The organism is Serratia entomophila, from assembly GCF_021462285.1.
Classification (GTDB): Bacteria; Pseudomonadota; Gammaproteobacteria; order Enterobacterales; family Enterobacteriaceae; genus Serratia; species Serratia entomophila.
This window is the reverse complement of record NZ_CP082787.1, coordinates 2,798,355-2,823,570: the sequence shown is the minus strand read 5'-3', so window position 1 is coordinate 2,823,570 and position 25,216 is coordinate 2,798,355. Positions and strand designations below refer to the sequence as shown.

Sequence of the window (25,216 nt, the reverse complement as noted above, 5' to 3'; positions counted from 1 at the left end):
CATGTCGTTGCCAGTATAAGTACTTTAAATGATTAATATACGAGTTTGTTGAACGGCCGCAGGTCGTTTAGGATTTGTGCCAGTAAAGGGAGAACTGACGTTGGGATACTGGCCAAATGGGCGGGAGGGCGCGTAACCCTATGCTCGATCAACGGGAGGGGCGTCATCTTCAATGATGTACTTCGGCCGTCTCTTGGTCTCGATGTAGATCCTGCCAATGTACTCGCCCAGTACGCCGATGCCAATGAGCTGTACACCGCCCAAAAAGAGAATGGAAACCAGCAAGGAAGGGTAGCCTTTTACTGGGTTGTCCCAAATAAGTTTATCGATGATCATGTAGGCCCCGTACAGGAATGACAGAGTGGCGACGGACAAACCGATGTAGGTCCACATTCGCAAGGGCACGGTTGAAAAGCTGGTGATCCCCTCCAGAGCGAGATTCCACAGCCGCCAGCCGTTGAATTTGCTGCTGCCGGCGCTGCGTGGAGCACGGTCGTATTCGACTATCTCTGTTTTCCCGCCTACCCATGAGAGGATCCCCTTCATAAAAAGGTTCCGCTCCGGCATTTTTTTGATGTTCTCAACCGTCCGGCGCGACATCAGGCGGAAGTCACCTACGTTCTGTTCGATGCCTGGCTTGCTGATTTTATTGTGCAGTTTGTAAAACCATTCCGCCAGGGTGCGTTTGAATCGGCTATCACGGCTGCGATCGCGCCTCTTGGCCAACACGATGTCGGCGCCGTTTTCCCAGCGTTCGAGCAGTTGAGGAATAATCTCTATCGGATCCTGCAGATCGACGTCGATGGGAATGATGGCCGCGCCGGTGGCATGATCAAGCCCTGCGGACAACGCGGCTTCTTTGCCGAAGTTGCGGGTAAAGTTGATGGCGGAAACCAGTGGGTCAGTTTGCGCCAGCGCTGCGATCAGTGCGGCCGTATTGTCTCTGCTGCCATCATTTATAAAGACTATTTCAACCTCAAGGCGCTGCAACGGGGCAAATTGCCTTACCGCCTGATAAAATAACGGGATGGTCGCTTCTTCATTAAAAACCGGAACCACTAATGAAATCCGCATCATTTAATTTCCTTGAAGACGATATATCTGGAATAGATAAATCCTAAAAACAAGCTCGACGCTGAAAACATCACCAGAGTGAATAGCGGAGGCAAATTGAGCTGGTCTGCGACCATTCCGGTCACTATGCTTAACGCCCCCAGAAAGGCAACATAAATGAGGTAACGATGCAGGGTTGCGCGTGAGCTAAAAGTAAACCGGCTGTTGGCGAAAAAAGAAAACGTGACCGCCACACAAAAGGCGATCAGGTTGCTTAGCCCCTGTGGGCTCGCCGTGCCATACCAGATAATGGCAAACACTAACCAATGAATGAGAGTATTGACCATACCGACAGAAATATAACGAGTAAGCTGCTTGATCATGTTTTTCTGTGGGTATGCTGGGGAAAGTGGTTAAAGATTCTGCCGTGGTTTAACACGTAAGGCAAGAGAACGTTAAATGCGCAATGTGTTTTATTTATCACCTATGGGGGGCGAATAGCGGGAAAAGCGGCAGGGAGGGCGCTGAAATAACGGGCGCGCCGTGCCGATTACAGGGCGACGCGCCAGGTTCAATGTGGCGTTAAGGCTTTCTTGCCACCAGCACCGCGCGCAGCGGCGCGGGGTAACCTTCAACCGTCTTGCTGCGATCGTTGGGATCGAGGAATTCGGCCAGCGACTCGCTGGTCATCCAGTCGGTGCGGCGCTGTTCTTCGGTGCTGGTGACGCACATGTCGGCGATTTTCACCTCGACGAAACCGCATTTTTCCAGCCAGCACTTCAGCGCCAGGGCTGAGGGAATGAAATAAACGTTGCGCATCTGCGCATAGCGATCGCCCGGCACCAACACCTGATTGGCATCGCCTTCTACCACCAGGGTTTCCAGCACCAGCTCACCCTCGGAAACCAGCTGGTTTTTCAGCTGATAGAGGTGATCCAGCGGCGACCGGCGGTGATACAGCACCCCCATGGAGAATACCGTGTCAAATGCCGCCAGCTCCGGCAGCTGTTCAATGCCGAGCGGCAGCAAATGGGCGCGTTGGTCGCTGCCCAGCAGTTTGCGCACCGCCTCGAACTGGCACAGGAACAGCTGCATCGGATCGATGCCGACCGCCAGGTGTGCGCCAGCGCCGATCATCCGCCACAGGTGGTAACCGCTGCCGCAGCCGACGTCGAGAATGGTGCGGCCGGCCAGCGGGGAAATGTGCGGCAGCACGCGGTCCCACTTCCAGTCGGAGTGCCATTCGGTATCGATGTCGATGCCGTACAGGGAGAAAGGCCCTTTGCGCCACGGCATCATGGTGCGCAGCATTTTCTCGATGCCTTCCCGCTGGCCGGGCGACAGGCCCGGCTCCATTTCGGCGCGCACGCCATGCAACAGATCCAGACGGGTCGGGGTCAGGGCCGGCAGGTGTTCCACCGAGTTGAACCATTGCTTGAACTTGCCGTGCAGCGATTCACGCTGCCAGGCGCTCAGCTGGGCGGGCAGGGTATCCAGCCAGTGGCTGAGGTTGCCCTTGGCGATGCGCTGGTAGAAATCACCGAATTCGATCATTGCGCGTCTCCTGCTTTCAGGGCGATCAAAGAGCCGAAGTTAAAACACTGGAACCACACCTCGGCGTGTTCGAAGCCGGCCTGATGCAGGCGCGCCTTATGGGCCTCGACCGAGTCGGTCAGCATCACGTTTTCCAGCATGCTGCGCTTTTGGCTGATCTCGAGCTCGCTGTAGCCATTGGCGCGTTTGAAGTCGTGATGCATGTTGAACAGCAGTTCACCGACGTCGGCATCCTCAAAGCTGAACTTCTCCGACAGCACCAGCGCGCCGCCTGGGCGCAGCCCGCGATAAACCTGTTCCAGCAGGCGCAGGCGATCGGCCGGCTCAAGGAATTGCAGGGTAAAGTTCAGCACTACCATAGAGGCGTTTTCGATGTTGATATCGAGAATATCGGCTTCGATCACCTCGACCGGGGTATCGGCGCGGAAGGCATCGATATGGCGGCGGCAGCGTTCGACCATTGCCGGGGAGTTATCGACGGCGATGATGCGGCAACCCGGCACCTTGATATTCCGCCGCATCGACAGCGTCGCGGCACCCAGCGAACAGCCCAGGTCATACACCCGGCTATCGGGCTGTACAAAGCGCTCGGCCAGCATGCCAATCATTGAAATGATGTTGGAATAGCCGGGAACGGAACGCTGGATCATGTCGGGGAACACTTCAGCGACGCGTTCGTCGAAGGTCCAGTCGCCCAGTTTGGCGATGGGGGCGGAGAAAAGGGTATCGCGGTTTGGCATAGCGGCAAATCAGTTCAGAATTCGAAGGGGCGTATTCTAACAGATAACCTCAGGAAAGCGGAGCGGAAGCAGGCGGCGTGGCCGCCTGATGATAAATCAGGGATCAATGCAGGCTGAAAATCAGATCCCAGGGCAGATAGAAGATATTTGCCAGCACCATCAATAACAAAGAAATGTAGGTTGCCGCCATGCCTGAACGGCGCCAGCGAACCTCGCGGTTGCGCAGGCCATAATAATGCACCAGTCGCCCGGCCATCAGCATCAGGCCGCAAAGGTGGATCATCCAGATCTCTGCGCCGTTCATCTCCATAATCACCAGCAACACTGCGGCGATGGGAATGTATTCTACGGCGTTGCCGTGTACGCGAATGGCGGTTTGTAATTCATAAAAGCCGCCGTCGCCATAGGCGACGCGGTACTGCATCCTTAACCTGACTACATCATAAGAGAGTTTGATCAACAACAATGCGCCGAGCACCACATAAAGCGCGCTTACCATCTTTCACTCCATTCCCTAACCAAAACTGGCAGCCAGCATCATAGCCGTCATTGTATTCACTGTCGCGGTGAAATATTTGATGTTATTGGTCAGATTAATAGGTCAAAACAACGCATCCTGCTCTGGCCAATCCGGCGGGGCGGGCAAATCGGGAAGCGCCTGGCGCAGCCGTTGCCAGATTTTTTGCGCCTGCTGCGGGGAGTCGCCGTTATCCGGCGTGTGGATGAACAGGTAAGGCTGGTGCTGCCGTTGCCAGAGCGGCAGTTTCTGCTGCCAGGCGTCGAACCAGCGCAAATTATCCGCCAGCACGTCGCCACCGATAAAGCGCACCAGCGGCTGGCCGGCGGTAACCAGCGCATGCACCGGCAGCTTAGGTTTTTTCTGTTGCGCGTCGCGCACCGCTGCGCTATTAGGCGCGGCGTGATGCACCGGGCGGCTGTCGAGGATCACCCGATTGATGCCGCGCTGATGCAGCCCCTGATTCAACAGGAGTTCTGCTTCCCCCTTGGCGAAGAACGCCGGGTGGCGCACTTCCACGCCGTAGGTGAAGGCTTTCGGCAGCTTGTCGAAGAACTGCCACATGCGCGGCAATTCGTCAGGCCCGAAGGCCGAAGGCAGCTGCAGCCACAGTTGGCCGATGCGCTGATGAACCGGGGTCAGGCACTGATAAAACGCCTGCAGCTCGGCGTCGCAGTTGCGCAGGGCCGCCTTATGGCTGATGTCCGAGGGGAATTTGAAGCAAAAACGAAAGTCATCGCCGGTCATATCGCGCCAGCGTTGCACAATTTCCTGTTTGGGCAGTGCATAAAAGGTGGTGTTGCCTTCCACGCAGTTGAAATAACGGCTGTAATCCGCCAAATCACGCAGCCCGATGCGGTTCCAGGCTGCGTGCTGCCACTGTGGTAGTCCGATGTAGATCAACGTGCCATCTTCCCTAATTTATCTCATCAGGTTACACGTTAACGTTACTGGTCGAGCGCGGCAAGGATTTCGCCGGTGCTGCGCACCCGGGCCAGGCGCGGGAAAATATTGTCGACCGCGAACTGGTGCATGCCGCCGTTCTGCGCGCTGCAGGCGTCTTCGGCGATCAGCAGCTCATAGCCATGCTCCCAGGCGGCGCGAGCGGTGGATTCCACGCCGATATTGGTGGAGATGCCGCACAGCACTATCGACTTCACGCCGCGGCGGCGCAGCTGCAGCTCCAGGTCAGTGCCGTAGAAGGCGCCCCATTGGCGCTTGGTCACCAGAATATCGCTGTCGCTGACCGCCAGAGCGGTCGGGAACTCCCACCAACTGGCGGGCAGGCCGCCGGCGGGCGCGGGGGCCGGTTGGTCGACCGGCTGCTTCAGCGCCTCGGCGAAGCTGTCTGACCAGCCGACGCGCACCAGGACAACCGGTGCGCCCAGCGAGCGGAAACGGGCGGCAAGCTGTGCGGCGTTCGACACTACCTGTTCGGCGCTGTGCGGTCCGCCGGCGTAAGGCAGAATGCCGTTTTGCAAGTCAATCAGCACCAGAGCGGTGGTTTGAGCATCAAGTTTCAGCATCGGGTTCATCTCATTGCGAAGTGGATAAAATTTACTCAGGAACACGCAGGCGCAGAGCCGTGCGTTAAACCGGGGACATTCAGGCTACGTGAAAAAAGCGCCACAGGTTAATGGGTAATTTGTTAGCCAATGTGTTATTTCGGGCAAAAACGCGCCATTTAGTGCTGCAACAATGCTGTGTTCGCACTTATCTGGCGCATGAATTTCCTTTATAATGACTCCCTTTTTTCAACTCTCTTTAATCCAACGACCTATGCCGATTTATGAATATGCATGTGGCGCTTGCAGCCATCGGTTAGAGAAATTGCAAAAATTTTCCGACGCGCCGCTGACCCAGTGTCCGGCGTGTGGGCAGCCCGCGTTGACCAAGCTGATCTCCTCCTCCGGCTTCCAGCTCAAGGGAACCGGGTGGTATGCGACAGATTTCAAACCGGGCAACAAGTAGAGTTCATCAGATAACAGCCGTGCGACAGGGGCATTGCAGCCCGGCGCGGCATCGGCTGTGTAAAAGGATAGCGTATGCGTACTGAATATTGCGGGCAGTTGAATCTGTCCCACGTAGGCCAGGAAGTCACTCTGTGTGGTTGGGTCAACCGTCGTCGCGATCTCGGCGGCCTGATCTTTATTGATATGCGCGACCGCGAAGGCATCGTGCAGGTGTTCTTCGATCCGGACCAGAAAGCCGCGTTCGACAAGGCTTATGACCTGCGCAATGAATTCTGCATCCAGATCGTCGGCACCGTGCGTGCGCGTCCGGACAGCCAGATCAATAAAGATATGGCCACCGGCGAAGTGGAAGTCTTCGCCCATGCGCTGGAGATCATCAACCGCTCCGAGCCGCTGCCGCTGGACTCCAACCAGGTCAACAGCGAAGAAGCGCGCCTGAAATACCGCTACCTGGATCTGCGTCGTCCGGAAATGGCCGATCGCCTGAAGACCCGCGCCAAAATCACCAGCTTCGTGCGCCGCTTTATGGACAGCCACGGCTTCCTCGACATCGAGACCCCGATGCTGACCAAGGCTACGCCGGAAGGCGCCCGCGACTACCTGGTGCCGAGCCGCGTGCACAAAGGCAAATTCTACGCGCTGCCGCAGTCTCCGCAGCTGTTTAAACAGCTGCTGATGATGTCCGGCTTCGACCGCTACTATCAGATTGTAAAATGCTTCCGCGACGAAGACCTGCGCGCTGACCGTCAGCCGGAATTCACTCAGATCGACGTCGAGACCTCCTTCATGACCGCCGATCAGGTGCGTGAGGTGATGGAGAAGCTGGCGCGCGAACTGTGGCTGGACGTGAAGGACGTGGATCTGGGCGACTTCCCGGTGATGACCTTCGAAGAAGCGATGCGTCGTTACGGCTCCGATAAGCCGGACCTGCGTAACCCGCTGGAGCTGGTGGACGTGGCCGATCTGGTGAAAGACGTCGAGTTCAAGGTGTTCTCCGGCCCGGCCAACGACGCCAAAGGCCGCGTCGCGGCGATCTGCGTGCCGGGCGGCGCACAGCTGACCCGCAAGCTGATCGACGAATACGGCGCTTTCGTCAACATCTATGGCGCCAAAGGCCTGGCATGGCTGAAGGTCAACGACCGCGCCGCCGGCATGGAAGGGGTGCAAAGCCCGATCGCCAAGTTCCTCAGCGCGGAAGTGCTGGAGGCCATCCTGGCGCGCACCAACGCGCAGACCGGCGATATCCTGTTCTTCGGCGCCGACAGCTTCAAGATTGTGACCGACGCGATGGGCGCGCTGCGCCTGAAGCTGGGCCGCGATCTGGAACTGACCAAGCTGGACAGCTGGGCGCCGCTGTGGGTGGTTGACTTCCCGATGTTCGAAGAAGACGGCGAGGGCGGTCTGGCGGCGATGCACCATCCGTTCACCGCGCCGCGCGACATGACCCCGGAAGAGCTGGCCGCCAAGCCGATCAACGCTATCGCCAATGCTTACGATATGGTGATCAACGGTTATGAAGTGGGCGGCGGTTCGGTGCGTATTCACCGCAGCGAAATGCAGCAGACGGTGTTCAGCATTCTGGGCATCAACGAGCACGAACAGCGCGAGAAGTTCGGCTTCCTGCTGGATGCGCTGAAGTACGGCACGCCGCCGCACGCCGGCCTGGCCTTCGGTCTGGATCGCCTGGTGATGCTGCTGACCGGCACCGACAACATTCGCGACGTGATCGCGTTCCCGAAAACCACCGCCGCAGCCTGCCTGATGACCGACGCGCCAAGCTTCGCCAACCCGGCGTCGCTGCAGGAGTTGGCGATCAGCGTGGTGAAGAAAGCCTCTTCAGAACAAGAGAGCGAGTGATGAGTTACAAGCGGCCCGAGTCTATTCTGGTAGTGATTTATGCGAAATCCAGTGGTCGGGTGCTGATGTTACAGCGGCGCGACGATACCGAGTTCTGGCAGTCGGTCACCGGCAGCCTGGAGCAGGATGAGTCGCCGCCGCATGCCGCGCGGCGTGAGGTCATGGAAGAGGTCGGCATCGATATCGAAGCAGAGCATCTGCCGTTGGTCGATTGCCAGCGCTGCGTGGAGTTTGAACTCTTTGTCCATTTGCGACATCGCTATGCCCCGGGAACCACGCGCAATAAAGAGCACTGGTTCTGTCTGGCTTTGCCCGAGGAGCGCGATCCGGTGATTACCGAGCATCACGCTTACCAATGGCTTGAGGCGGCGGAAGCCGTGAAGTTGACCAAGTCCTGGAGCAATCAGCAGGCGATTGAAGAGTTTGTGATTAATTCAGTCCAGTAATTTTTCGGAGATTTTTTATGGCAGGTCATAGTAAGTGGGCCAACACCAAACACCGTAAAGCGGCGCAGGATTCCAAGCGCGGTAAAATTTTCACCAAAATTATTCGCGAGCTGGTTACCGCCGCGAAACTGGGCGGTGGCGATCCTGGGGCTAACCCGCGTCTGCGCGCGGCGATCGATAAGGCGCTGTCGAACAACATGACGCGCGACACGCTGAACCGCGCTATCGCGCGCGGCGTGGGCGGCGATGATGATACCAACATGGAAACCATCATCTATGAAGGCTACGGTCCGGGCGGCACCGCCGTGATGATCGAATGCCTGAGCGATAACCGCAACCGCACCGTGGCGGAAGTGCGTCACGCCTTCACCAAATGCGGCGGCAACCTGGGCACCGACGGTTCGGTGGCCTATCTGTTCACCAAGAAGGGCGTGATCACCTACGCACCGGGCCTGGATGAAGATAGCCTGATGGAAGCGGCGCTGGAAGCCGGCGCGGAAGACATCGTCAGCTATGACGACGGCGCCATCGACGTGTTCACCGCCTGGGAAAACCTGGGTGAGGTGAAAGACGCGCTGACCGCCGCCGGTTTTGAAGCGGAAGCGGCGGAAGTGTCGATGATCCCGTCGACCAAGGCCGACATGGATGCGGAAACCGCACCTAAGCTGCTGCGTCTGATCGATATGCTGGAAGACTGCGACGACGTGCAGGAGGTTTACCATAACGGTGAGATCTCCGACGAGGTTGCGGCTACGCTGTAATGATGTTGATGTACGGTGCTGCCTCAGGGCAGCGCCGGGCGGAATTTACGCTTAACGCAAGGTGGATGTAACGATGGCGATCATACTCGGTATCGATCCCGGCTCACGCATCACCGGCTATGGCCTTATTCGCCAGCAGGGCCGCCAGCTGAGCTATATCGCCAGCGGCTGCATTCGCACGGTGGTGGACGACATGCCGACGCGGCTAAAGCTGATTTATGCCGGCGTCAGCGAAATCATCACTCAGTTCCAACCGGACTTTTTCGCCATCGAACAGGTGTTTATGGCCAAAAACCCGGATTCGGCGCTCAAGCTCGGCCAGGCGCGCGGCGTGGCGATTGTCGCGGCGGTTAACCAGAACCTGGAAGTGTTTGAATATGCGGCGCGGCAGGTCAAGCAAACCGTAGTGGGCACCGGGGCGGCCGAAAAGGCGCAGGTGCAGCATATGGTGCGTTCGCTGCTGAAGCTGTCGGCCAATCCGCAGGCGGACGCCGCCGATGCGCTGGCCATCGCCATCACGCATTGCCACCTCAGCCAAAACGTGCTGCGGATGAGCGAAGGGCGATTGAACCTGGCGCGCGGGCGGTTACGCTAAAGGCCGCGTCGGTGAACAATCAGGCTGGATATTCATCCAGCCTTTTTTATGTTATAAGCTTTACCAGCACGGCATGGCAGTGAGTCATGCTCAGGAATTCTGCAGGAGGGTAAATGATAGGTCGTCTCAGAGGAAATATTCTGGAAAAGCAGCCGCCGCTGGTGTTACTGGAGGCGAACGGCGTCGGTTATGAAGTGCATATGCCGATGACCTGCTTTTATGAGCTGCCGGAACTGGGGCAAGAGGCCATCGTGTTTACCCACTTCGTGGTGCGTGAAGACGCGCAGCTGCTGTACGGCTTCAACGATAAGCAGGAGCGCGCGCTGTTCCGCGAGCTTATCAAGGTCAACGGCGTCGGGCCAAAGCTGGCGCTGGCCATCCTGTCCGGCATGTCGGCGCAGCAATTCGTCAGCGCGGTTGAACGCGAAGAGATCACCGCTCTGGTCAAGCTGCCGGGCGTAGGCAAGAAAACCGCCGAGCGCCTGGTGGTGGAAATGAAAGACCGCTTCAAAGGGCTCAACGGCGACCTGTTCAACAACAGCAGCGAAATTGCGCTGCCGGCCTCCGCCGCGAACGCCGCGGAAGTTGACGCCGAAGCTGAAGCCGCCTCGGCGCTGGTGGCGTTGGGTTATAAACCGCAGGAAGCCAGCCGCATGGTCAGCAAAATCGCCAAGCCGGGCGCCGATTGCGAAACCCTGATCCGCGACGCGCTGCGCGCCGCGCTCTAAGGCCGACAAGGGGCAGACAATGATTGAAGCCGATCGCCTGATTTCCGCCGAGCCGATTACTGAGGAAGAGATCCTCGATCGCGCCATCCGCCCGAAGCTGTTGACGGAATACGTCGGGCAGCCGCACGTGCGTGAACAGATGGAAATCTTTATCCAGGCGGCCAAACAGCGCGGCGATGCGCTGGACCACCTGCTGATCTTCGGCCCGCCGGGATTGGGTAAAACCACGTTGGCGAACATCGTCGCCAACGAAATGGGGGTTAACCTGCGCACCACCTCCGGCCCGGTGCTGGAGAAGGCCGGCGATCTGGCGGCGATGCTGACCAACCTTGAGCCGCACGACGTGCTGTTTATCGATGAGATCCACCGTCTGTCGCCGGTGGTGGAAGAGGTGCTGTACCCGGCGATGGAGGATTATCAGCTGGATATCATGATCGGCGAGGGCCCGGCCGCGCGGTCGATCAAGCTCGATCTGCCGCCGTTCACCCTGGTGGGCGCTACCACCCGCGCCGGTTCGCTGACGGCGCCGCTGCGCGACCGTTTCGGGATTGTGCAGCGGCTGGAGTTTTATCAGGTAGCCGATCTGCAGCACATCGTCTCACGCAGCGCCAACTGTCTGGGGATAGACCTGTCTGACGACGGCGCCCATGAAGTGGCGCGCCGCGCGCGCGGCACGCCGCGTATCGCCAACCGCCTGTTGCGCCGGGTGCGCGACTTCGCCGAAGTGCGCGCCAATGGCGTGCTCAACGGCGCAGTGGCGATGCAGGCGCTGGATATGCTCAACGTCGATGCCGAAGGCTTCGACTACATGGACCGTAAACTGCTGTTGGCGATTATCGACAAGTTTACCGGCGGCCCGGTCGGGTTGGATAACCTGGCGGCGGCGATCGGTGAAGAGCGGGAAACCATCGAAGATGTGATCGAACCCTTCCTGATCCAGCAGGGGTTTATACAGCGTACGCCGCGCGGGCGCATGGCGACCAATCACGCCTATCGGCACTTCGGCATCGAGCGCGAAGAATAAACCATAGAAAAGGGCCGCATCAGCGGCCCTTTTCATATCACCTGGCAGGATCAGGCCTGTTGTTTACGAAACAGGCTCAGCACAAACAGCACCGCGGCGCTTAACACTACCGAAGGGCCGGCCGGCGTATCGTAAAACGCCGAGAACGTCAGGCCGCCGGTGACCGCCAGCATGCCGATCGCTACCGCAATACCGGCCATCTGCTCTGGGGTGCGCGCGAAGCGTCTGGCGGTGGCGGCGGGGATGATCAACAACGAGGTGATGATCAGCGCGCCGACGAACTTCATCGCCAGGCCGATGGTCAGGGCGGTGACCAGCATCAACACGGTGCGCGCCCGCGCCAGATTGACGCCGTCGACGTGCGCCAGCTCCGGGCTGATGGTCATCGACAGCAAATCACGCCATTGCCACCACAAGATCAGCAGCACCACCGCCACGCCACCGGCGATCATGACGATATCGCTCAGGGTCACCGACAGTAGATCGCCAAACAGGTAGGCCATCAGATCGACCCGCACGTTGGACATCAGCGCCACCACCACCAATCCCAGCGACAGCGCGCTATGCGCCATGATGCCGAGCAGCGTATCCACCGAAAGCTGCGGGCGGCGCTCGAGCCACACCAGCGCCAGCGCCAGCAGCAGCGTGACGGCTATCACCGCGTAGAACGGATTGACGTCCAGCAGCAGGCCGAAGGCGACGCCGAGCAGGGAGGCGTGCGCCAGCGTGTCGCCAAAATAGGACATGCGGCGCCAGACCACGAACGAACCGAGCGGGCCAGCCGCGCCGGCCAACAAAACACCCGCCAGCCAGCCGGGCAACAATAATTCGATCATGCCTCGCGACTCCCGGTTTTTTTCAACACAATTTTGCCTTGCAGGTCGTGGCGATGGTTGTGGTGATGGCGATAGACCGCCAACTGCTCCGCGCCGCGATTGCCGAACATAGCGATAAATTCAGGATGCATCGAAACCACCTCCGGGGCGCCCGAACAGCAAATATGCTGGTTGAGGCAGAGCACCTCGTCGGTCTTCGCCATCACCAGATGCAGATCGTGCGACACCATCAGCACCGCGCAACCCAGCTCTTTGCGCAACTGGTCGATCAGGTCATACAGCGCCAGCTGGCCGTTGACGTCGACGCCCTGGGTGGGTTCGTCCAGCACCAGCAACTGCGGCTGGTTCAGCAGCGCCCGCGCCAGCAGTACGCGCTGGTTCTCGCCGCCGGACAGTTTTTGCATTGGTTGATCGAGCAGGTGCGCCGCCTGAACGCGCTTAAGCGCCGGTAGAATATCGGCCTTTTTAACGCCGGGCTTCAGGCGCATAAAGCGGCTGACGGTCAACGGCAGGGTGGCGTCGAGGTGCAGCTTTTGCGGTACATAGCCGATGCGCAGGCCGGGTTCGCGCTCCAGAGTGCCTTCGGTGGGCGGGATAAGCCCGAGCACCACGCGCACCAGCGTAGATTTGCCCGCGCCGTTCGGGCCGAGCAGCGTCAAGATACGGCCCGGCTGCAGGCTGAGCGAAATATTCGACAGCACCTTGCGGCTACCAAAGGAGACGGAGATATTTTTTAGCGTTGTCAGTGTGGACATCTCATGATTACATTTTGCAGAACTAACCGGATGTTATAATATCACGCCTTGCTGATGAAAACGATGGGATTACTGATGATGGCACAGAAAAATAAATGGCTGCAGCGCACGCTGTTGGCTAGCGCGTTATTAATGGCAGGGCCGCTGAGCAGCGCTTCCGCTGCGGTAGTGACGTCAATCCGCCCGCTGGGGTTTATCGCTTCGGCAATCGCCGACGGCGTCACGCCGACGGAAGTGTTGCTGCCGGACGGCGCCTCACCGCACGATTTCGCGCTGCGGCCCTCGGATCTCCAGCGGCTGCGCGCCGCCGATCTGGTGCTGTGGGTCGGGCCGGACATGGAGGCTTTCCTGACCAAGGCGCTCATGCCGATCTCGGCCGATCGCAAACTGGCCGTCAGCGAGCTGCCGGCGGTGAAGCCGCTGCTGATGAAGGGGGCGGACGACGATGATCATGCAGCAGATGCGCATAATCATGCCGATCATGAGGGCGACGACGGGCATCATCACGGTGAGTACAATATGCACCTCTGGCTGTCGCCGGAAGTGGCAAAAGTGACCGCGATCGCGATTCACGACAGACTATTGGAACTTATGCCGCAAAATAAGGACAAATTAGACGCAAACCTGCGCCAGTTCGAGAATCTGCTGACGCAAACTGACAAAAATGTTGGTAACATGCTTACGCCTGTGCAAGGTAGGGGATATTTTGTTTTTCATGATGCTTACGGCTATTTCGAAAAACACTACGGCTTGAGCCCGCTGGGCCATTTTACCGTTAACCCCGAAATTCAACCTGGAGCACAGCGCCTACACCAAATTCGAACACAGTTGGTTGAGCAGAAAGCAGTATGCGTTTTTGCTGAGCCACAATTCAGGCCGGCCGTAATCAATGCCGTCGCCAAGGGTACCAAAGTGCGTTCTGGAACGCTGGACCCGTTGGGCATCGGCATCGCACTGGGGAAGGACAGCTACGGGAAATTCCTGACAGCGCTGTCAAACCAGTACGTGAGCTGCCTGAAGTAAAGCTTATGAGGATAATATCGAGTGCAGCAGATAGTCCGAACTATCGCTCTGGCGTATAACAACCTGCCACGGCCCCACCGCGTCATGCTGGGGTCGCTGACGGTAGTGACATTGGCCGTCGCTGTTTGGCGGCCTTTTGTTTATCACCCAGAACATAACCCCATCGTTAAGAACGTCGAATTAGAATCCGGCCAGTTGCGGTCCCTGCTGCCGGAAGCCAGTGAACCTATCGATGCCGACCAGGCAACCCCCGATGATGAAATCCCGCAGGATGAGCTGGACCAAAAGGCCTCCGGCGAAGATGGCGTGCATGAATATGTGGTTTCTACTGGCGACACCCTCGGCAGCATTCTGACCCAGTACGGCATCGACATGTCGGACGTCACGCTGTTAGCCTCGCAAAACCGCGATCTGCGTAATCTGAAGATCGGCCAGCAGCTGTCGTGGACGGTAAATGACGCCGGCGACCTGCAGCAACTGACCTGGGAAGTATCCCGCCGTGAAACCCGCACTTACGATCGCGTGGGCAACAGCTTTAAAGAGTCGCAGGAATCACAGCAGGGCGAATGGAAAAACAGCGTGGTGAGCGGCCGCCTCAACGGCAGCTTCGTCAGCAGCGCCGGCGACGCCGGCCTGAGCCGCGCCGAGATCAATGCGGTGATCAAAGCGCTGCAGTGGCAGCTGGATTTCCGCAAGCTGCGTAAGGGCGACCAGTTCTCGGTGCTGATGTCGCGTGAGCATTTTGACGGTAAAAAATCGCAGAGCCAGCTGTTGGGCGTGCGCATGCGCACCGGCGGCAAAGACTACTATGCGATCCGCGCCGAAGACGGCAAATTCTATGATCGCCAGGGCTCTGGCCTGGCGCGCGGTTTTATGCGTTTCCCGACCATGAAACAGTTCCGCATTTCTTCCAACTTCAATCCGCGCCGGGTGAATCCGGTGACCGGTCGCATTGCGCCGCATAAGGGCGTTGACTTCGCGATGCCGGTAGGCACGCCGGTGCTGGCGGTGGGGGACGGTGAAGTGCTGATCGCCAAACGAAGCGGCGCGGCGGGTAACTATGTGGCGATCCGCCACGGCCGCCAGTACACGACGCGCTACATGCATTTGAAAAAGCTGCTGGTTAAACCTGGCCAAAAAGTGAAGCGCGGCGATCGCATTGCGCTGTCGGGCAACACCGGCCGTTCTACCGGGCCGCATCTGCACTTTGAGCTGTGGACCAACCAACAGGCGGTAAACCCGCTGACGGCGAAGCTGCCGCGTTCCGAAGGCCTGAGCGGCAAGGATCGTAACGACTATCTGGCGCAGGTGAAGGAAGTGGTTCCGCAGCTGCAGCTTGATTAATCCCGCTGTTCGGCGCTTTGGCGCCAGTGATTGCATCGGCCTGATTTCGGGCCGATGTTGTTTTATAGGCGCGCTTTGCCGTTGTTAATTGCAAAATCATTGACTGCAATTATTATTAGCCGAACCGCCAAGTTAAGAGTTTGTGCATGCAAAACGATAAAAAATCAAACGTAGAGTTCATCCCACAATTTCAGAAAGCCTTTTATCACCCACGCTACTGGGGCGTTTGGCTGGGCGTCGGGCTGATGGCCGGCATTTCGCTGGTGCCTGCGCGCATGCGCGATCCGGTATTAGGCGCGGTTGGCAAACTGGCCGGTAAAGTCGCCAAAGGGGCGAGGCGCCGTGCCCGTATCAATCTGCTGTACTGCCTGCCGGAGGTGCCGGAAAGTGAACGTGAGCATATTATCGACCAAATGTTTGCCTGCGCGCCGCAGTCGATGGTGTTGATGGCCGAACTGGCCTGCACCAAGCCGGAGAAAGTGCTGAAACGCGTACGCTGGCATGGTGAAGAGGTGCTGGACAAGATCCGCGAAGAAGGGCGCAACGTCATCTTCCTGGTGCCCCACGGTTGGGGGGTAGACGTGCCTGCCATGTTGATGGCCGCGCGCGGCCAACCGATGGCGGCAATGTTCCACAACCAGAGCAACCCGCTGATCGATTACCTGTGGAACGCCGTGCGCCGCAAGTTTGGCGGCCGCATGCATGCACGTAATGACGGCATCAAACCCTTTATCAGCTCAGTGCGCCAGGGCTACTGGGGCTACTACCTGCCCGATCAGGATCACGGCGCCGAGCACAGCGAGTTCGTGGATTTCTTCGCCACCTACAAAGCGACGCTGCCGGCGGTAGGTCGCCTGATGAAAGTGTGCCGCGCTGCGATTGTGCCCTTGTTCCCGGTATATGACGGCAACACCAGCATGCTGGATATTTATATCCGCCAGCCAATGGACGATTTGGCTGAGGCCGACGATCGGCGCATAGCCCGCCGAATGAACGAAGAGGTGGAGAATCTGGTGGGGCCGAATCCAGAGCAATACACCTGGATTTTGAAATTGCTGAAAACGCGTAAAGCAGGGGAGATTGAACCTTACTCGCGCGACGATCTGTACCGCTGATACCCCCAGGTTTTTCCTGTCACAGGGCGCATGAAGCGATAAAAAAGCCAGCCGGTTAACCCGGCTGGCTTTTTTCATTCCCGGCGCCGATTACTCGACGCGCAGGATACGGCTGGTATTGGTGGTGCCGACGGTTTCCATCACGTCGCCCTGGGTGACGATCACCAGGTCGCCGGAAACCAGGAAGCCTTTGTCGCGCAGGCGGTTTACCGCGTCGTTGGCGGCGATTACGCCGTCATTGTGGCTGTCGAAATACACCGGCGTCACGCCGCGGTAAAGCGCGGTCAGGTTCAGCGTATGTTCGTGGCGCGACATGGCGAAGATCGGCAGCCCGGAGCTGATGCGGGACATCATCAGCGCGGTGCGGCCGGATTCGGTCATGGCTATCAACGCGGTAACGCCTTTCAGGTGGTTAGCGGCGTACATCGAAGACATGGCGATCGCCTCTTCAATGTTGTCGAACTGCACGTCCAGGCGGTGTTTGGAGACATTGATGCTTGGGATCTTCTCCGCACCCAGGCACACGCGCGCCATCGCCGCCACGGTTTCTGCCGGGTATTGGCCGGCGGCGGTTTCCGCTGACAGCATCACGGCGTCGGTGCCATCCAACACGGCGTTCGCCACGTCCATCACTTCGGCGCGGGTCGGCATTGGGTTGGTGATCATTGATTCCATCATCTGGGTCGCGGTAATCACGGCGCGGTTCAGCGTGCGCGCGCGGCGGATCAGTTTTTTCTGGATGCCGACCAATTCCGGGTCGCCGATTTCGACGCCCAGATCGCCACGGGCTACCATCACCACGTCGGAAGCCAGGATGATGTCATCCATCGCTTCGTCGCTGCAGACCGCCTCGGCGCGCTCAACCTTGGAAACGATCTTGGCGTTGCAGCCTGCGTCGCGCGCCAGGCGGCGGGCATAGTTCAGGTCTTCACCGGTGCGCGGGAAGGAGACCGCCAGATAATCGACGCCAATCTTGGCGGCGGTGACGATATCCGCTTTGTCTTTTTCGGTCAGGGCTTCGGCCGACAGACCGCCGCCCAGCTTGTTGATGCCCTTGTTGTTGGACAACGGGCCGCCAACGGTAACTTCGGTAAACACTTTCATGCCCTGAACTTCAAGCACTTTCAGCTGCACGCGGCCATCGTCAAGCAGCAGCACGTCGCCCGGCACCACGTCGGCAGGCAGGCCTTTATAGTCGATGCCGACTTTTTCTTTATCGCCTTCGCCTTTGGACAGGTTGGCGTCAAGCAGGAATTTGTCGCCCACGTTGAGGAAGATTTTACCTTCCTTAAAGGTGGAAACACGGATTTTCGGCCCTTGCAGGTCGCCCAAGATGGCGACGTGACGCCCCAGTTTGGCAGCAATTTCGCGCACTTTGTCGGCGCGAGCCTGATGATCTTCCGGGCTGCCGTGGGAAAAATTAAGCCGAACTACGTTAGCGCCGGCGGCAATGATCTTTTCCAGATTATTGTCGCGGTCTGTAGCCGGACCCAGGGTGGTAACAATTTTGGTTCTTCTGAGCCGTCTGGACATGTATTACTCCGTTGACTGGTGAAGCAAATATAGGTGTTGCGATAACGTCGGATAACGAAACCAGGAGTGAAATGTAATTTTACTACACCGATGTTTCACTCGGGTTACCCGCATGAACCTCTAACAGGGTACTGCCTATCAGGCTGCCGTTCAAATCAGGCCGGACGGCAGCTTATTTTTCTGGACTACGAGTCAAAACTCGTGGGGATCACGATGCCCTTATCAAAGCGCGATTCTTTGAGCGCTTCCTTGACCCGCTTCAAGTTATCTCTGAATTTAGCCCCTCTGCGCAAGGTAAATCCGGTGGCCAGCACGTCAATGAGCGTTAATTGCGCGATCCGCGATACCATGGGCATATAAACGTCGGTATCTTCCGGCACGTCGAGCAGCAAGGCGAGGGTAGCGGCCTGGGCCAGAGGGGTGTCGCGCGAGGTGATGGCTATCACCGTGGCGTCGTTTTCACGCGCCAGATGGGCCATTTCCACCAGATTCTTGGTGCGGCCGGTGTGGGAGATCAGCACCACCACGTCGCCTTCGCCGGAGTTCATGCAGCTCATGCGCTGCATGACGATGTCGTCGAAGTAAACCACCGGAATGTTGAAGCGGAAAAATTTGTTCATCGCGTCGTGCGCCACCGCAGCCGAGGCGCCCAAACCGAAGAACGAGATCTTTTTTGCCTGGGTAAGGAGGTCAACCGCACGATTGATTGCGGCAATATCCAAATTTGCCTTTACTGTATCAAGGCTGGCCATGACCGATTCGAAAATTTTACTGGTATAGGAATCGACGCTGTCATCTTCCTCTACGTTGCGGTTTACGTAGGGAGTGCCGTTAGCCAGGCTTTGAGCAAGGTGCAGTTTGAAATCGGGGAACCCCTTGGTATCCAGACGACGACAAAAGCGGTTGACCGTTGGCTCGCTGACGTCGGCCATTCTGGCCAGGGTCGCGATGCTGGAGTGAATGGCGGTCTGTGGAGAGGCCAGGATCACCTCGGCGACTTTCCTTTCAGATTTGCTCAGGAGTTCCAGATGGCTCTGGATTTTTTCCAGCGTATTCATATAACGGGAGTCACTCATGGGTTTTGTCGATTTCAATCAAAGGAGAAATCAATGCCGGTTTAGTGAAAATATACTACGTGCCAGTAGCCGTTGGCAGTGTAGACAGAGGGTATGCAAACTTTTTTCATCAGAACATGACCTGTGTCTAACTTTCATAATGGTAATGGAGCGCCAAAAAAGACAGAAAGTTACAGTTTTTTGCGCCTTGGGCGGCCCGATGCCGGTTAGCGCTTAACACTGTAATCTTTGGGGCTTTTTGATCCGGGTTTACTGGCCGTAGTCAAAGAGAGTACATTAGTAATGTAAGAAAATTACAAATATCCTGCAACGAGGAGATGAACATGGCGGTAACCTCTACAGCCCAGGCGTGTGACCTGGTTATTTTCGGCGCGAAAGGCGATTTGGCGCGTCGTAAGCTGCTGCCTTCCCTGTACCAGTTAGAGAAAGCCGGCCATATCCACCCGGATACGCGCATTATCGGCGTCGGCCGCGCCGAGTGGGATAAAAAAGCCTACACCGAAGTGGTCAAGGAAGCCCTTGGCACCTTTATGAAGGAAAAGCTGGATGACGAGCTCTGGGCTACGCTGAGCGCGCGCCTGGACTTTTGCAACCTCGATGTGAACGACAGCAAGAATTTTGCCAAGCTGGGTAAAATGCTTGATCAAAAGCATCGCACCACCATCAACTATTTCGCCATGCCGCCAAGCACCTTCGGCGCAATCTGCAAAGGGCTGGGCGAAGCCAAGCTGAACCACGAGCCGGCGCGCGTGGTGATGGAAAAACCGCTGGGCACCGATCTGGCGTCTTCCCGCGTGATCAACGATCAGGTGGCGGAGTACTTTAACGAATCGCAGGTTTACCGCATCGACCACTATCTGGGTAAAGAAACGGTATTGAACCTGCTGGCGCTGCGCTTCGCCAACTCGCTGTTTGCCTCCAACTGGGATAACCGCACCATCGATTCCGTGCAGATCACCGTGGCGGAAGAAGTGGGTATCGAAGGGCGCTGGGGTTACTTTGATCAGGCCGGCCAGATGCGCGACATGATCCAGAACCATCTGCTGCAAATTTTGACCATGATCGCCATGTCGCCGCCGGCGGATCTGACCACCGACCGCATCCGCGACGAGAAAGTGAAAGTGCTGCGCTCGCTGCGCCGTATCGATCAGACCAATGTACGCGAGACCACGGTGCGCGGGCAGTACACCGCCGGCTTCGTGCAGGGCAAAAAGGTGCCGGGTTACCTGGAAGAGGAAGGGGCGAACAAAAGCAGCAGCACCGAAACCTTCGTTTCCATCCGCGTGGATATCGACAACTGGCAGTGGGCCGGGGTGCCGTTCTACCTGCGTACCGGTAAACGCCTGCCGACCAAATGCTCGGAAGTGGTGGTGTACTTCAAGAACCCGCCGCTCAACCTGTTCAGCGACTCCTATCAGCAGTTGCCGCAGAACAAGCTGACCATTCGTCTGCAGCCGGACGAAGGCATTGAGATCCAGGTTCTGAACAAGGTGCCGGGGCTGGATCACAAGCACCGCCTGCAGACCACCAAGCTGGATCTGAGCTTCTCCGAAACCTTCAACCAGGAACACGTGGCGGACGCCTATGAGCGCCTGCTGCTGGAAACCATGCGCGGCATTCAGGCGCTGTTTGTGCGCCGCGACGAAGTGGAAGAGGCGTGGAAATGGGTCGACTCCATCATGGACGCATGGAAAGCCGACAACGAGGCGCCTAAGCCATACCAGGCAGGCACCTGGGGCCCGGTGGCTTCCGTGGCGATGATCACCCGCGACGGCCGTTCCTGGAACGAATTCGAGTAACGCTTAGCGCCGGCAGCCTGTCTGCCGGCTTTTTTTTTGCCTGCGACACGCGGGAAATAACATCACTTAGGGTGCGGCCGGACGCCGGCGTTAACGCGCGGGGCCCCGTGGCAGGGGCGTGCCAGATTAAAACCGTAAGTAATGGAGAAATGACGATGAAAAACTGGAAAACCAGCGCAGAACAGATCCTGACCTCAGGTCCGGTGGTTCCGGTCATTGTGATCAACAAGCTGGAACATGCGGTGCCGCTGGCCAGGGCGCTGGTCGCCGGTGGCGTGCGGGTGCTGGAAGTGACGCTGCGCACCGCCTGCGCGCTGGACGCCATCCGCGCCATCGCCCAAGAGGTGCCGGAAGCGATCATTGGCGCCGGCACGGTGATCAATCCGCAGCAGCTCAGGGAAGTGACCGAGGCCGGCGCACAGTTCGCCATCAGCCCCGGGCTGACCGACGCCTTGCTGCAGGCGGCGACCGCCGGTTCGATTCCTCTGATCCCGGGCATCAGCACCGTTTCCGAACTGATGCTGGGCCTGGATCACGGCCTGCGCGAATTCAAGTTCTTCCCGGCGGAAGCCAACGGCGGCGTGAAAGCGCTGCAGGCGATCGGCGGTCCGTTCCCGCAGGTGCGTTTCTGCCCGACAGGCGGCATCACGCCAAACAACTACCGCGATTATCTGGCGCTGAAGAGCGTACTGTGCATCGGTGGTTCCTGGCTGGTGCCGGCCGACGCGTTGGAAAATGGCGACTACGCGCGCATCAGTGAACTGGCGCGCAACGCCGTCGAGGGTGCCGCGCTGTAACCCGCGCCGAGCCTGGGTTTGGCGATTGTTTGCCCACCCCTGAAGACATCAAGGTTCAACGGCTTGTTGAGCCTTTTTTTATTTTTAAATTGCTTAACTTTATTATTTTTAACCCGTTTTTTTCTGCTTTTTGTGAAAACGGCAGTTTGCTTTCTTATTTTGGCTATGGTACAAATATCTCAGTTGAAAATTTTACTTTTATGAGGATATTGGGCAAATCGCACGGTGTGCGGCTGAGAATAGAGAATAATTATGATGAAACTTAACGGAACTACCCTCAGAACCTCTACTTGTCAGCTTTTCCTTTCTGCCATCCTTGCCAGTGAGCATCACTGGTGCAGCGAGCTATAGCGTCTTTCTCCCTTAACCGGTGCTGGTGACAGGCATAGCCCTTCGTCACTCCATCTAGCCGGGCAAACATTTTTATTACGTTCGGGTCAGTTTATCCCCAGGGATCTCCGCGTCTTCAGCGCCTTGCAGCGCCTGTCAGACGAGATAAATCGGGATAAATATGCCTTAGCGTGCGTTATTCGCCGTTTGGGAGAAAAATTATGATTTATTGGATCTTTTTAGGTTTGGCCATAGTGGCCGAAATTATCGGTACCCTGTCCATGAAGTACGCCAGCGTCAGCGGCGGCATGACCGGCCATATCATCATGTATGTGATGATCACCGCATCCTATGTGATGCTTTCGATGGCGGTAAAACGCGTGGCGCTGGGCGTGGCATACGCGCTGTGGGAAGGTATCGGCATCCTGTTTATTACGCTGTTCAGCGTGCTGTGGTTCGATGAGCCGATTTCGCTGCTGAAGGTGTTGGGCCTGGCGACGCTGATTGCCGGTATCATGCTGGTGAAATCCGGCACCCGCAAGGTGCGAAAACAGGTCAGCCCGCGAGGTGACAACCATGCAACAGCTTGAGTTGTACCACATTGGGTTCCTTGCACTGGCGATTGTGTTGGAAATTGTCGCCAACGTCTTTCTGAAAATGTCGGACGGCTTCCGTAAAATCTGGCTGGGCCTGCTGTCGTTGGCCTCGGTGCTCGGGGCGTTCAGCGCCCTGGCGCAGGCGGTAAAGGGCATAGATCTGTCGGTGGCTTATGCGCTGTGGGGCGGTTTCGGCATCGCGGCGACCATCGCCGCCGGCTGGATCCTGTTCGGGCAGCGGCTGAACGCCAAAGGCTGGATAGGTCTGGTGCTGTTGCTGGCGGGTATGGTGATCATCAAGCTGGCGTAACCGGAGCCGTTAAGCGAAAAGAACAAACCGCAGGGGGAACGCCTGCGGTTTTTGTTTTTACAACGCGGCGATAATCTTGATTTCAACCTTGTACTTCGGGTTCATCAGCTTGGCCTGCACGGTGCAGCGTACCGGCGCGCTGCCGGCAACCACCCAGGCATCCCAGGCGGCGTTCATCGCGGCGAAGTCCGCGGCGTCGGCCAGGAAAATGGTGGCGTCCAAAATGCGGCTCTTGTCCGATCCGACCCGCGCCAGCAGCACGTCGATGGCGGCGAGGGCATCCGCGGTCTGAGCGGTGGCGTCTTCATCCAGATTTTCCGGCACGCTGGTGTAGTAGACGGTGTCGTTGTGCACCACGGCTTCGGACCAGCGCTGCGCGGGATCAATTCGTTCGATATTCATTTGGTTATCTCCATATCATAGTCCCGTTTAGGGTATCACAGCCCACGGCGGAAATGCGCGGCGATAAAGTCGGTGGTAGCGGCGTGACAGGCTTGGCATAATCAACGCTGAATTACACCGGCAGAGAGATAGCGTGACAGACGATTTTGCAACAGACGGCGCATTGGCGCAGGCAATCAAGGGATTCAAACCGCGTGAACCGCAGCGGCAGATGGCGCAAGCCGTCACCGAAGCGATCAACTTCAAGCAAGAGCTGGTGGTGGAAGCGGGAACCGGCACCGGCAAAACCTTCGCCTACCTGGCGCCGGCGCTGCGCGCCGATCGTAAAGTGATCATCTCTACCGGTTCGAAAGCGTTGCAGGACCAGCTGTATGCGCGCGATCTGCCGACCATCGCCAAGGCGCTGAAGTACAAAGGCAAGATGGCGCTGCTGAAGGGGCGTTCCAACTACCTGTGCCTGGAACGATTGGAGCAGCAGTCCATGGCCGGCGGTGAGCTGGCCGGGCAGACGCTGATCGATCTGGTGCAGCTGCGCAAATGGTCGTCGCAAACCAAAGAGGGCGATATCAGCAGCTGCAGCGACGTGGCGGAAGACAGCTTCATTTGGCCGCTGGTGACCAGCACCAATGACAATTGCCTGGGCAGTGACTGCCCGCTGTATAAGGATTGTTTCGTGGTCAAGGCGCGCCGCCGGGCCATGGACGCCGACGTGGTGGTGGTCAACCATCACCTGTTCCTGGCGGATATGGTGGTGAAGGAAGGCGGCTTTGCCGAACTGATCCCCGAAGCCGACGTGATGATCTTCGACGAAGCCCATCAGATACCCGACATCGCCAGCCAGTACTTCGGTAAACAGCTCACCAGCCGCCAACTGCTGGATCTGGCGAAAGACATCACCATCGCCTACCGTACTGAAGTGCGTGATTCCGCGCAGCTGCAGAAAAGCGCCGATCGCCTCAGCCAAAGCACCCAGGACTTCCGGCTGATGCTGGGCGAGCCGGGGTTTCGCGGCAACCTGCGCGACGTGCTCGGCCAGCCGAACGTGCAGCGCGCATTGTTGTTGCTCGATGATGCGCTCGAGCTGTGCTATGACGTGGTCAAGCTGTCGCTCGGCCGCTCGGCGCTGCTGGATGCCGCCTTCGAGCGCGCCACGCTGTATCGCGCGCGTCTCAAGCGGTTGAAAGAGGTCACCGAGCCGGGCTACAGCTACTGGTACGAATGCAATTCACGCCACTTCGTGCTGGCGCTGACGCCGCTCACCGTGGCCGATCGCTTCCGGGAGCTGCTGGACGAGAAGCCGGGCAGCTGGATTTTTACTTCGGCCACGCTGTCGGTTAACGAGCAGCTTGGGCACTTTACCGAACGCCTGGGGCTCACCAAGGCGAAGACCTTGCTGCTGCCCAGCCCGTTCGATTACGCCAAACAGGCGTTGCTGTGCGTGCCGCGCTTTTTGCCTTCGCCGAATCAGCCCGGCGGCGCCCGCCAGCTGGCGCGCATGCTGCGGCCGCTGATCGAGGCCAACAACGGCCGCTGCTTCTTCCTGTGCACCTCGCACCAAATGATGCGCGAGCTGGCCGAAGAGTTTCGCGCCACCATGACGCTGCCGGTGCTGTTGCAGGGCGAAACCGGCAAGGGGCAATTGCTGGCGCAGTTTGTCGAGGCCGGCAATGCGCTGCTGGTGGCGACCAGCAGCTTCTGGGAAGGGGTGGATGTGCGCGGCGACGCCTTGTCCTGCGTGATCATCGATAAATTGCCGTTCACCTCACCGGATGACCCGCTGTTGAAAGCGCGGATTGAAGACTGCCGGCTGCGCGGTGGCGATCCGTTCAACGACGTGCAGCTGCCGGATGCGGTCATCACCCTGAAGCAGGGCGTTGGGCGATTGATCCGCGATACCGACGACCGCGGCGTGCTGGTGATTTGCGACAACCGGCTGGTGATGCGTCCTTACGGCGAAGTGTTCCTCAACAGCCTGCCGCCGACGCCGCGCACCCGCGATATCGGCCAGGCGATCGCTTTCCTGAAGGCCAACAACCCACCGGCCACGTGACA

The 25,216-nt window shown here is 58.2% G+C and carries 27 protein-coding genes; 15 read left to right on the top strand and 12 right to left on the bottom strand.

The genetic code is table 11. The features are described 5' to 3' along the window. Window positions 1-138: 138 nt before the first annotated feature. The 7 genes from KHA73_RS13785 to KHA73_RS13755 form a co-directional block, all read right to left on the bottom strand. Entirely contained in the window at window positions 139-1,074 is a 936-nt protein-coding gene (locus KHA73_RS13785; RefSeq protein WP_234591275.1) for a glycosyltransferase family 2 protein, read from the bottom strand. Beyond that, a complete protein-coding gene (locus tag KHA73_RS13780) occupies window positions 1,074-1,436 on the bottom strand; it encodes a GtrA family protein (RefSeq protein WP_234584899.1) in 363 nt (120 codons plus the stop codon). The genes KHA73_RS13785 and KHA73_RS13780 overlap by 1 nt, the downstream gene beginning before the upstream one ends. A 199-nt stretch (window positions 1,437-1,635) precedes the next feature. After that, window positions 1,636-2,607: a tRNA 5-methoxyuridine(34)/uridine 5-oxyacetic acid(34) synthase CmoB gene (gene cmoB / locus KHA73_RS13775; protein ID WP_234584898.1), complete on the bottom strand. Its 972-nt coding sequence runs from the start codon at window positions 2,605-2,607 to the stop codon at window positions 1,636-1,638. Continuing rightward, window positions 2,604-3,347 carry a carboxy-S-adenosyl-L-methionine synthase CmoA gene (cmoA, locus tag KHA73_RS13770; RefSeq protein ID WP_234584897.1) on the bottom strand — a complete coding sequence of 248 codons (744 nt, stop codon included), beginning with the start codon at window positions 3,345-3,347 and terminating at the stop codon, window positions 2,604-2,606. Before cmoA ends, cmoB begins: the two co-directional genes overlap by 4 nt. Window positions 3,348-3,450: 103 nt before the next feature. Further along, window positions 3,451-3,846 (bottom strand): MAPEG family protein, encoded by a 396-nt coding sequence (locus KHA73_RS13765; protein ID WP_004932387.1) that lies wholly within the window; start codon window positions 3,844-3,846, stop codon window positions 3,451-3,453. Window positions 3,847-3,948: 102 nt separating this feature from the next. Then, window positions 3,949-4,764 carry a DUF72 domain-containing protein gene (locus tag KHA73_RS13760; RefSeq protein ID WP_234591274.1) on the bottom strand — a complete coding sequence of 272 codons (816 nt, stop codon included), beginning with the start codon at window positions 4,762-4,764 and terminating at the stop codon, window positions 3,949-3,951. Window positions 4,765-4,811: 47 nt separating this feature from the next. Further along, the gene (locus KHA73_RS13755) at window positions 4,812-5,390 is read right to left on the bottom strand and encodes a hydrolase (protein ID WP_234584895.1); all 579 of its coding nucleotides are present in this window, start codon (window positions 5,388-5,390) and stop codon (window positions 4,812-4,814) included. 214 nt (window positions 5,391-5,604) lie between these two features. On the opposite strand from KHA73_RS13755, the gene KHA73_RS13750 reads away from it, so the two are divergent. The 7 genes from KHA73_RS13750 (at window position 5,605) to ruvB (ending at window position 11,248) form a co-directional block, all read left to right on the top strand. Continuing rightward, on the top strand, window positions 5,605-5,835 hold the full coding sequence (locus KHA73_RS13750) for an FmdB family zinc ribbon protein (protein WP_338092706.1): 231 nt from the start codon (window positions 5,605-5,607) through the stop codon (window positions 5,833-5,835). 74 nt (window positions 5,836-5,909) lie between these two features. Continuing rightward, a complete protein-coding gene (gene aspS, locus KHA73_RS13745) occupies window positions 5,910-7,694 on the top strand; it encodes an aspartate--tRNA ligase (RefSeq protein ID WP_234584893.1) in 1,785 nt (594 codons plus the stop codon). Next, on the top strand, window positions 7,694-8,140 hold the full coding sequence (nudB, locus tag KHA73_RS13740; RefSeq protein ID WP_234584891.1) for a dihydroneopterin triphosphate diphosphatase: 447 nt from the start codon (window positions 7,694-7,696) through the stop codon (window positions 8,138-8,140). The genes aspS and nudB overlap by 1 nt, the downstream gene beginning before the upstream one ends. Window positions 8,141-8,157: 17 nt before the next feature. After that, window positions 8,158-8,901, top strand: a complete 744-nt coding sequence (locus KHA73_RS13735; protein ID WP_234584890.1) for a YebC/PmpR family DNA-binding transcriptional regulator — start codon at window positions 8,158-8,160, stop codon at window positions 8,899-8,901. A gap of 73 nt (window positions 8,902-8,974) precedes the next feature. Next, window positions 8,975-9,496, top strand: a complete 522-nt coding sequence (ruvC, locus tag KHA73_RS13730; RefSeq protein WP_061794551.1) for a crossover junction endodeoxyribonuclease RuvC — start codon at window positions 8,975-8,977, stop codon at window positions 9,494-9,496. 113 nt (window positions 9,497-9,609) lie between these two features. Next, window positions 9,610-10,224, top strand: a complete 615-nt coding sequence (gene ruvA / locus KHA73_RS13725) for a Holliday junction branch migration protein RuvA (RefSeq protein ID WP_234584889.1) — start codon at window positions 9,610-9,612, stop codon at window positions 10,222-10,224. A 19-nt stretch (window positions 10,225-10,243) separates the two neighbouring features. Next, window positions 10,244-11,248: a Holliday junction branch migration DNA helicase RuvB gene (gene ruvB, locus KHA73_RS13720; RefSeq protein ID WP_234584888.1), complete on the top strand. Its 1,005-nt coding sequence runs from the start codon at window positions 10,244-10,246 to the stop codon at window positions 11,246-11,248. A gap of 50 nt (window positions 11,249-11,298) precedes the next feature. Here ruvB and znuB read toward each other — a convergent pair whose 3' ends face one another. Both znuB and znuC read right to left on the bottom strand, forming a co-directional pair. Further along, on the bottom strand, window positions 11,299-12,084 hold the full coding sequence (gene znuB / locus KHA73_RS13715) for a zinc ABC transporter permease subunit ZnuB (RefSeq protein WP_234584887.1): 786 nt from the start codon (window positions 12,082-12,084) through the stop codon (window positions 11,299-11,301). Next, complete coding sequence (gene znuC, locus KHA73_RS13710; protein WP_234584886.1) at window positions 12,081-12,839, bottom strand: zinc ABC transporter ATP-binding protein ZnuC; 759 nt, start codon at window positions 12,837-12,839, stop codon at window positions 12,081-12,083. Before znuC ends, znuB begins: the two co-directional genes overlap by 4 nt. 78 nt (window positions 12,840-12,917) lie before the next feature. Here znuC and znuA point away from each other — a divergent pair, with 78 nt between their 5' ends. The 3 genes from znuA to lpxM all read left to right on the top strand — a co-directional run bounded on the left by znuA (window position 12,918) and on the right by lpxM (window position 16,321). Further along, window positions 12,918-13,862, top strand: a complete 945-nt coding sequence (znuA, locus tag KHA73_RS13705; protein ID WP_234591273.1) for a zinc ABC transporter substrate-binding protein ZnuA — start codon at window positions 12,918-12,920, stop codon at window positions 13,860-13,862. A gap of 21 nt (window positions 13,863-13,883) precedes the next feature. Then, window positions 13,884-15,206, top strand: coding sequence for a murein DD-endopeptidase MepM (mepM, locus tag KHA73_RS13700; RefSeq protein ID WP_234584885.1), 1,323 nt, complete (start codon window positions 13,884-13,886; stop codon window positions 15,204-15,206). A gap of 146 nt (window positions 15,207-15,352) precedes the next feature. Further along, window positions 15,353-16,321 (top strand): lauroyl-Kdo(2)-lipid IV(A) myristoyltransferase, encoded by a 969-nt coding sequence (gene lpxM / locus KHA73_RS13695; RefSeq protein ID WP_234584884.1) that lies wholly within the window; start codon window positions 15,353-15,355, stop codon window positions 16,319-16,321. Window positions 16,322-16,411: 90 nt separating this feature from the next. On the opposite strand, the gene pyk is transcribed toward lpxM, so the two are convergent. Both pyk and KHA73_RS13685 read right to left on the bottom strand, forming a co-directional pair. Further along, a complete protein-coding gene (pyk, locus tag KHA73_RS13690) occupies window positions 16,412-17,854 on the bottom strand; it encodes a pyruvate kinase (RefSeq protein ID WP_234584883.1) in 1,443 nt (480 codons plus the stop codon). A gap of 185 nt (window positions 17,855-18,039) precedes the next feature. Beyond that, window positions 18,040-18,912 (bottom strand): MurR/RpiR family transcriptional regulator, encoded by an 873-nt coding sequence (locus tag KHA73_RS13685; RefSeq protein WP_234584882.1) that lies wholly within the window; start codon window positions 18,910-18,912, stop codon window positions 18,040-18,042. 341 nt (window positions 18,913-19,253) lie between these two features. Here KHA73_RS13685 and zwf point away from each other — a divergent pair, with 341 nt between their 5' ends. From zwf to mdtI, 4 genes are all read left to right on the top strand, one after another. Then, window positions 19,254-20,729: a glucose-6-phosphate dehydrogenase gene (gene zwf / locus KHA73_RS13680; RefSeq protein ID WP_234584881.1), complete on the top strand. Its 1,476-nt coding sequence runs from the start codon at window positions 19,254-19,256 to the stop codon at window positions 20,727-20,729. Window positions 20,730-20,884: 155 nt separating this feature from the next. After that, window positions 20,885-21,526 (top strand): bifunctional 4-hydroxy-2-oxoglutarate aldolase/2-dehydro-3-deoxy-phosphogluconate aldolase, encoded by a 642-nt coding sequence (locus KHA73_RS13675; protein WP_234584879.1) that lies wholly within the window; start codon window positions 20,885-20,887, stop codon window positions 21,524-21,526. 551 nt (window positions 21,527-22,077) lie between these two features. Further along, window positions 22,078-22,446, top strand: a complete 369-nt coding sequence (gene mdtJ / locus KHA73_RS13670; protein WP_234584878.1) for a multidrug/spermidine efflux SMR transporter subunit MdtJ — start codon at window positions 22,078-22,080, stop codon at window positions 22,444-22,446. Then, on the top strand, window positions 22,433-22,762 hold the full coding sequence (gene mdtI / locus KHA73_RS13665; RefSeq protein WP_234584877.1) for a multidrug/spermidine efflux SMR transporter subunit MdtI: 330 nt from the start codon (window positions 22,433-22,435) through the stop codon (window positions 22,760-22,762). The genes mdtJ and mdtI overlap by 14 nt, the downstream gene beginning before the upstream one ends. 57 nt (window positions 22,763-22,819) lie before the next feature. On the opposite strand, the gene KHA73_RS13660 is transcribed toward mdtI, so the two are convergent. After that, window positions 22,820-23,164 carry a RidA family protein gene (locus KHA73_RS13660; RefSeq protein WP_234584876.1) on the bottom strand — a complete coding sequence of 115 codons (345 nt, stop codon included), beginning with the start codon at window positions 23,162-23,164 and terminating at the stop codon, window positions 22,820-22,822. A gap of 133 nt (window positions 23,165-23,297) precedes the next feature. Between KHA73_RS13660 and KHA73_RS13655 the strand changes: the two genes are divergently transcribed. Continuing rightward, window positions 23,298-25,214, top strand: coding sequence for an ATP-dependent DNA helicase (locus tag KHA73_RS13655; RefSeq protein ID WP_234584875.1), 1,917 nt, complete (start codon window positions 23,298-23,300; stop codon window positions 25,212-25,214). Window positions 25,215-25,216: the final 2 nt, after the last annotated feature.

Coding starts and splice junctions, on each gene's coding strand:
- KHA73_RS13785 (WP_234591275.1), bottom strand. CDS start 1,074: ATGCGGATTTCATTAGTGGTTCCGGTTTTTAATGAAGAAGCGACCATC.
- KHA73_RS13780 (WP_234584899.1), bottom strand. CDS start 1,436: ATGATCAAGCAGCTTACTCGTTATATTTCTGTCGGTATGGTCAATACT.
- cmoB (WP_234584898.1), bottom strand. CDS start 2,607: ATGATCGAATTCGGTGATTTCTACCAGCGCATCGCCAAGGGCAACCTC.
- cmoA (WP_234584897.1), bottom strand. CDS start 3,347: ATGCCAAACCGCGATACCCTTTTCTCCGCCCCCATCGCCAAACTGGGC.
- KHA73_RS13765 (WP_004932387.1), bottom strand. CDS start 3,846: ATGGTAAGCGCGCTTTATGTGGTGCTCGGCGCATTGTTGTTGATCAAA.
- KHA73_RS13755 (WP_234584895.1), bottom strand. CDS start 5,390: ATGCTGAAACTTGATGCTCAAACCACCGCTCTGGTGCTGATTGACTTG.
- KHA73_RS13750 (WP_338092706.1), top strand. CDS start 5,605: ATGACTCCCTTTTTTCAACTCTCTTTAATCCAACGACCTATGCCGATT.
- aspS (WP_234584893.1), top strand. CDS start 5,910: ATGCGTACTGAATATTGCGGGCAGTTGAATCTGTCCCACGTAGGCCAG.
- nudB (WP_234584891.1), top strand. CDS start 7,694: ATGAGTTACAAGCGGCCCGAGTCTATTCTGGTAGTGATTTATGCGAAA.
- KHA73_RS13735 (WP_234584890.1), top strand. CDS start 8,158: ATGGCAGGTCATAGTAAGTGGGCCAACACCAAACACCGTAAAGCGGCG.
- ruvC (WP_061794551.1), top strand. CDS start 8,975: ATGGCGATCATACTCGGTATCGATCCCGGCTCACGCATCACCGGCTAT.
- ruvA (WP_234584889.1), top strand. CDS start 9,610: ATGATAGGTCGTCTCAGAGGAAATATTCTGGAAAAGCAGCCGCCGCTG.
- ruvB (WP_234584888.1), top strand. CDS start 10,244: ATGATTGAAGCCGATCGCCTGATTTCCGCCGAGCCGATTACTGAGGAA.
- znuB (WP_234584887.1), bottom strand. CDS start 12,084: ATGATCGAATTATTGTTGCCCGGCTGGCTGGCGGGTGTTTTGTTGGCC.
- znuC (WP_234584886.1), bottom strand. CDS start 12,839: ATGTCCACACTGACAACGCTAAAAAATATCTCCGTCTCCTTTGGTAGC.
- znuA (WP_234591273.1), top strand. CDS start 12,918: ATGGCACAGAAAAATAAATGGCTGCAGCGCACGCTGTTGGCTAGCGCG.
- lpxM (WP_234584884.1), top strand. CDS start 15,353: ATGCAAAACGATAAAAAATCAAACGTAGAGTTCATCCCACAATTTCAG.
- pyk (WP_234584883.1), bottom strand. CDS start 17,854: ATGTCCAGACGGCTCAGAAGAACCAAAATTGTTACCACCCTGGGTCCG.
- KHA73_RS13685 (WP_234584882.1), bottom strand. CDS start 18,912: ATGAATACGCTGGAAAAAATCCAGAGCCATCTGGAACTCCTGAGCAAA.
- zwf (WP_234584881.1), top strand. CDS start 19,254: ATGGCGGTAACCTCTACAGCCCAGGCGTGTGACCTGGTTATTTTCGGC.
- KHA73_RS13675 (WP_234584879.1), top strand. CDS start 20,885: ATGAAAAACTGGAAAACCAGCGCAGAACAGATCCTGACCTCAGGTCCG.
- mdtJ (WP_234584878.1), top strand. CDS start 22,078: ATGATTTATTGGATCTTTTTAGGTTTGGCCATAGTGGCCGAAATTATC.
- mdtI (WP_234584877.1), top strand. CDS start 22,433: ATGCAACAGCTTGAGTTGTACCACATTGGGTTCCTTGCACTGGCGATT.
- KHA73_RS13660 (WP_234584876.1), bottom strand. CDS start 23,164: ATGAATATCGAACGAATTGATCCCGCGCAGCGCTGGTCCGAAGCCGTG.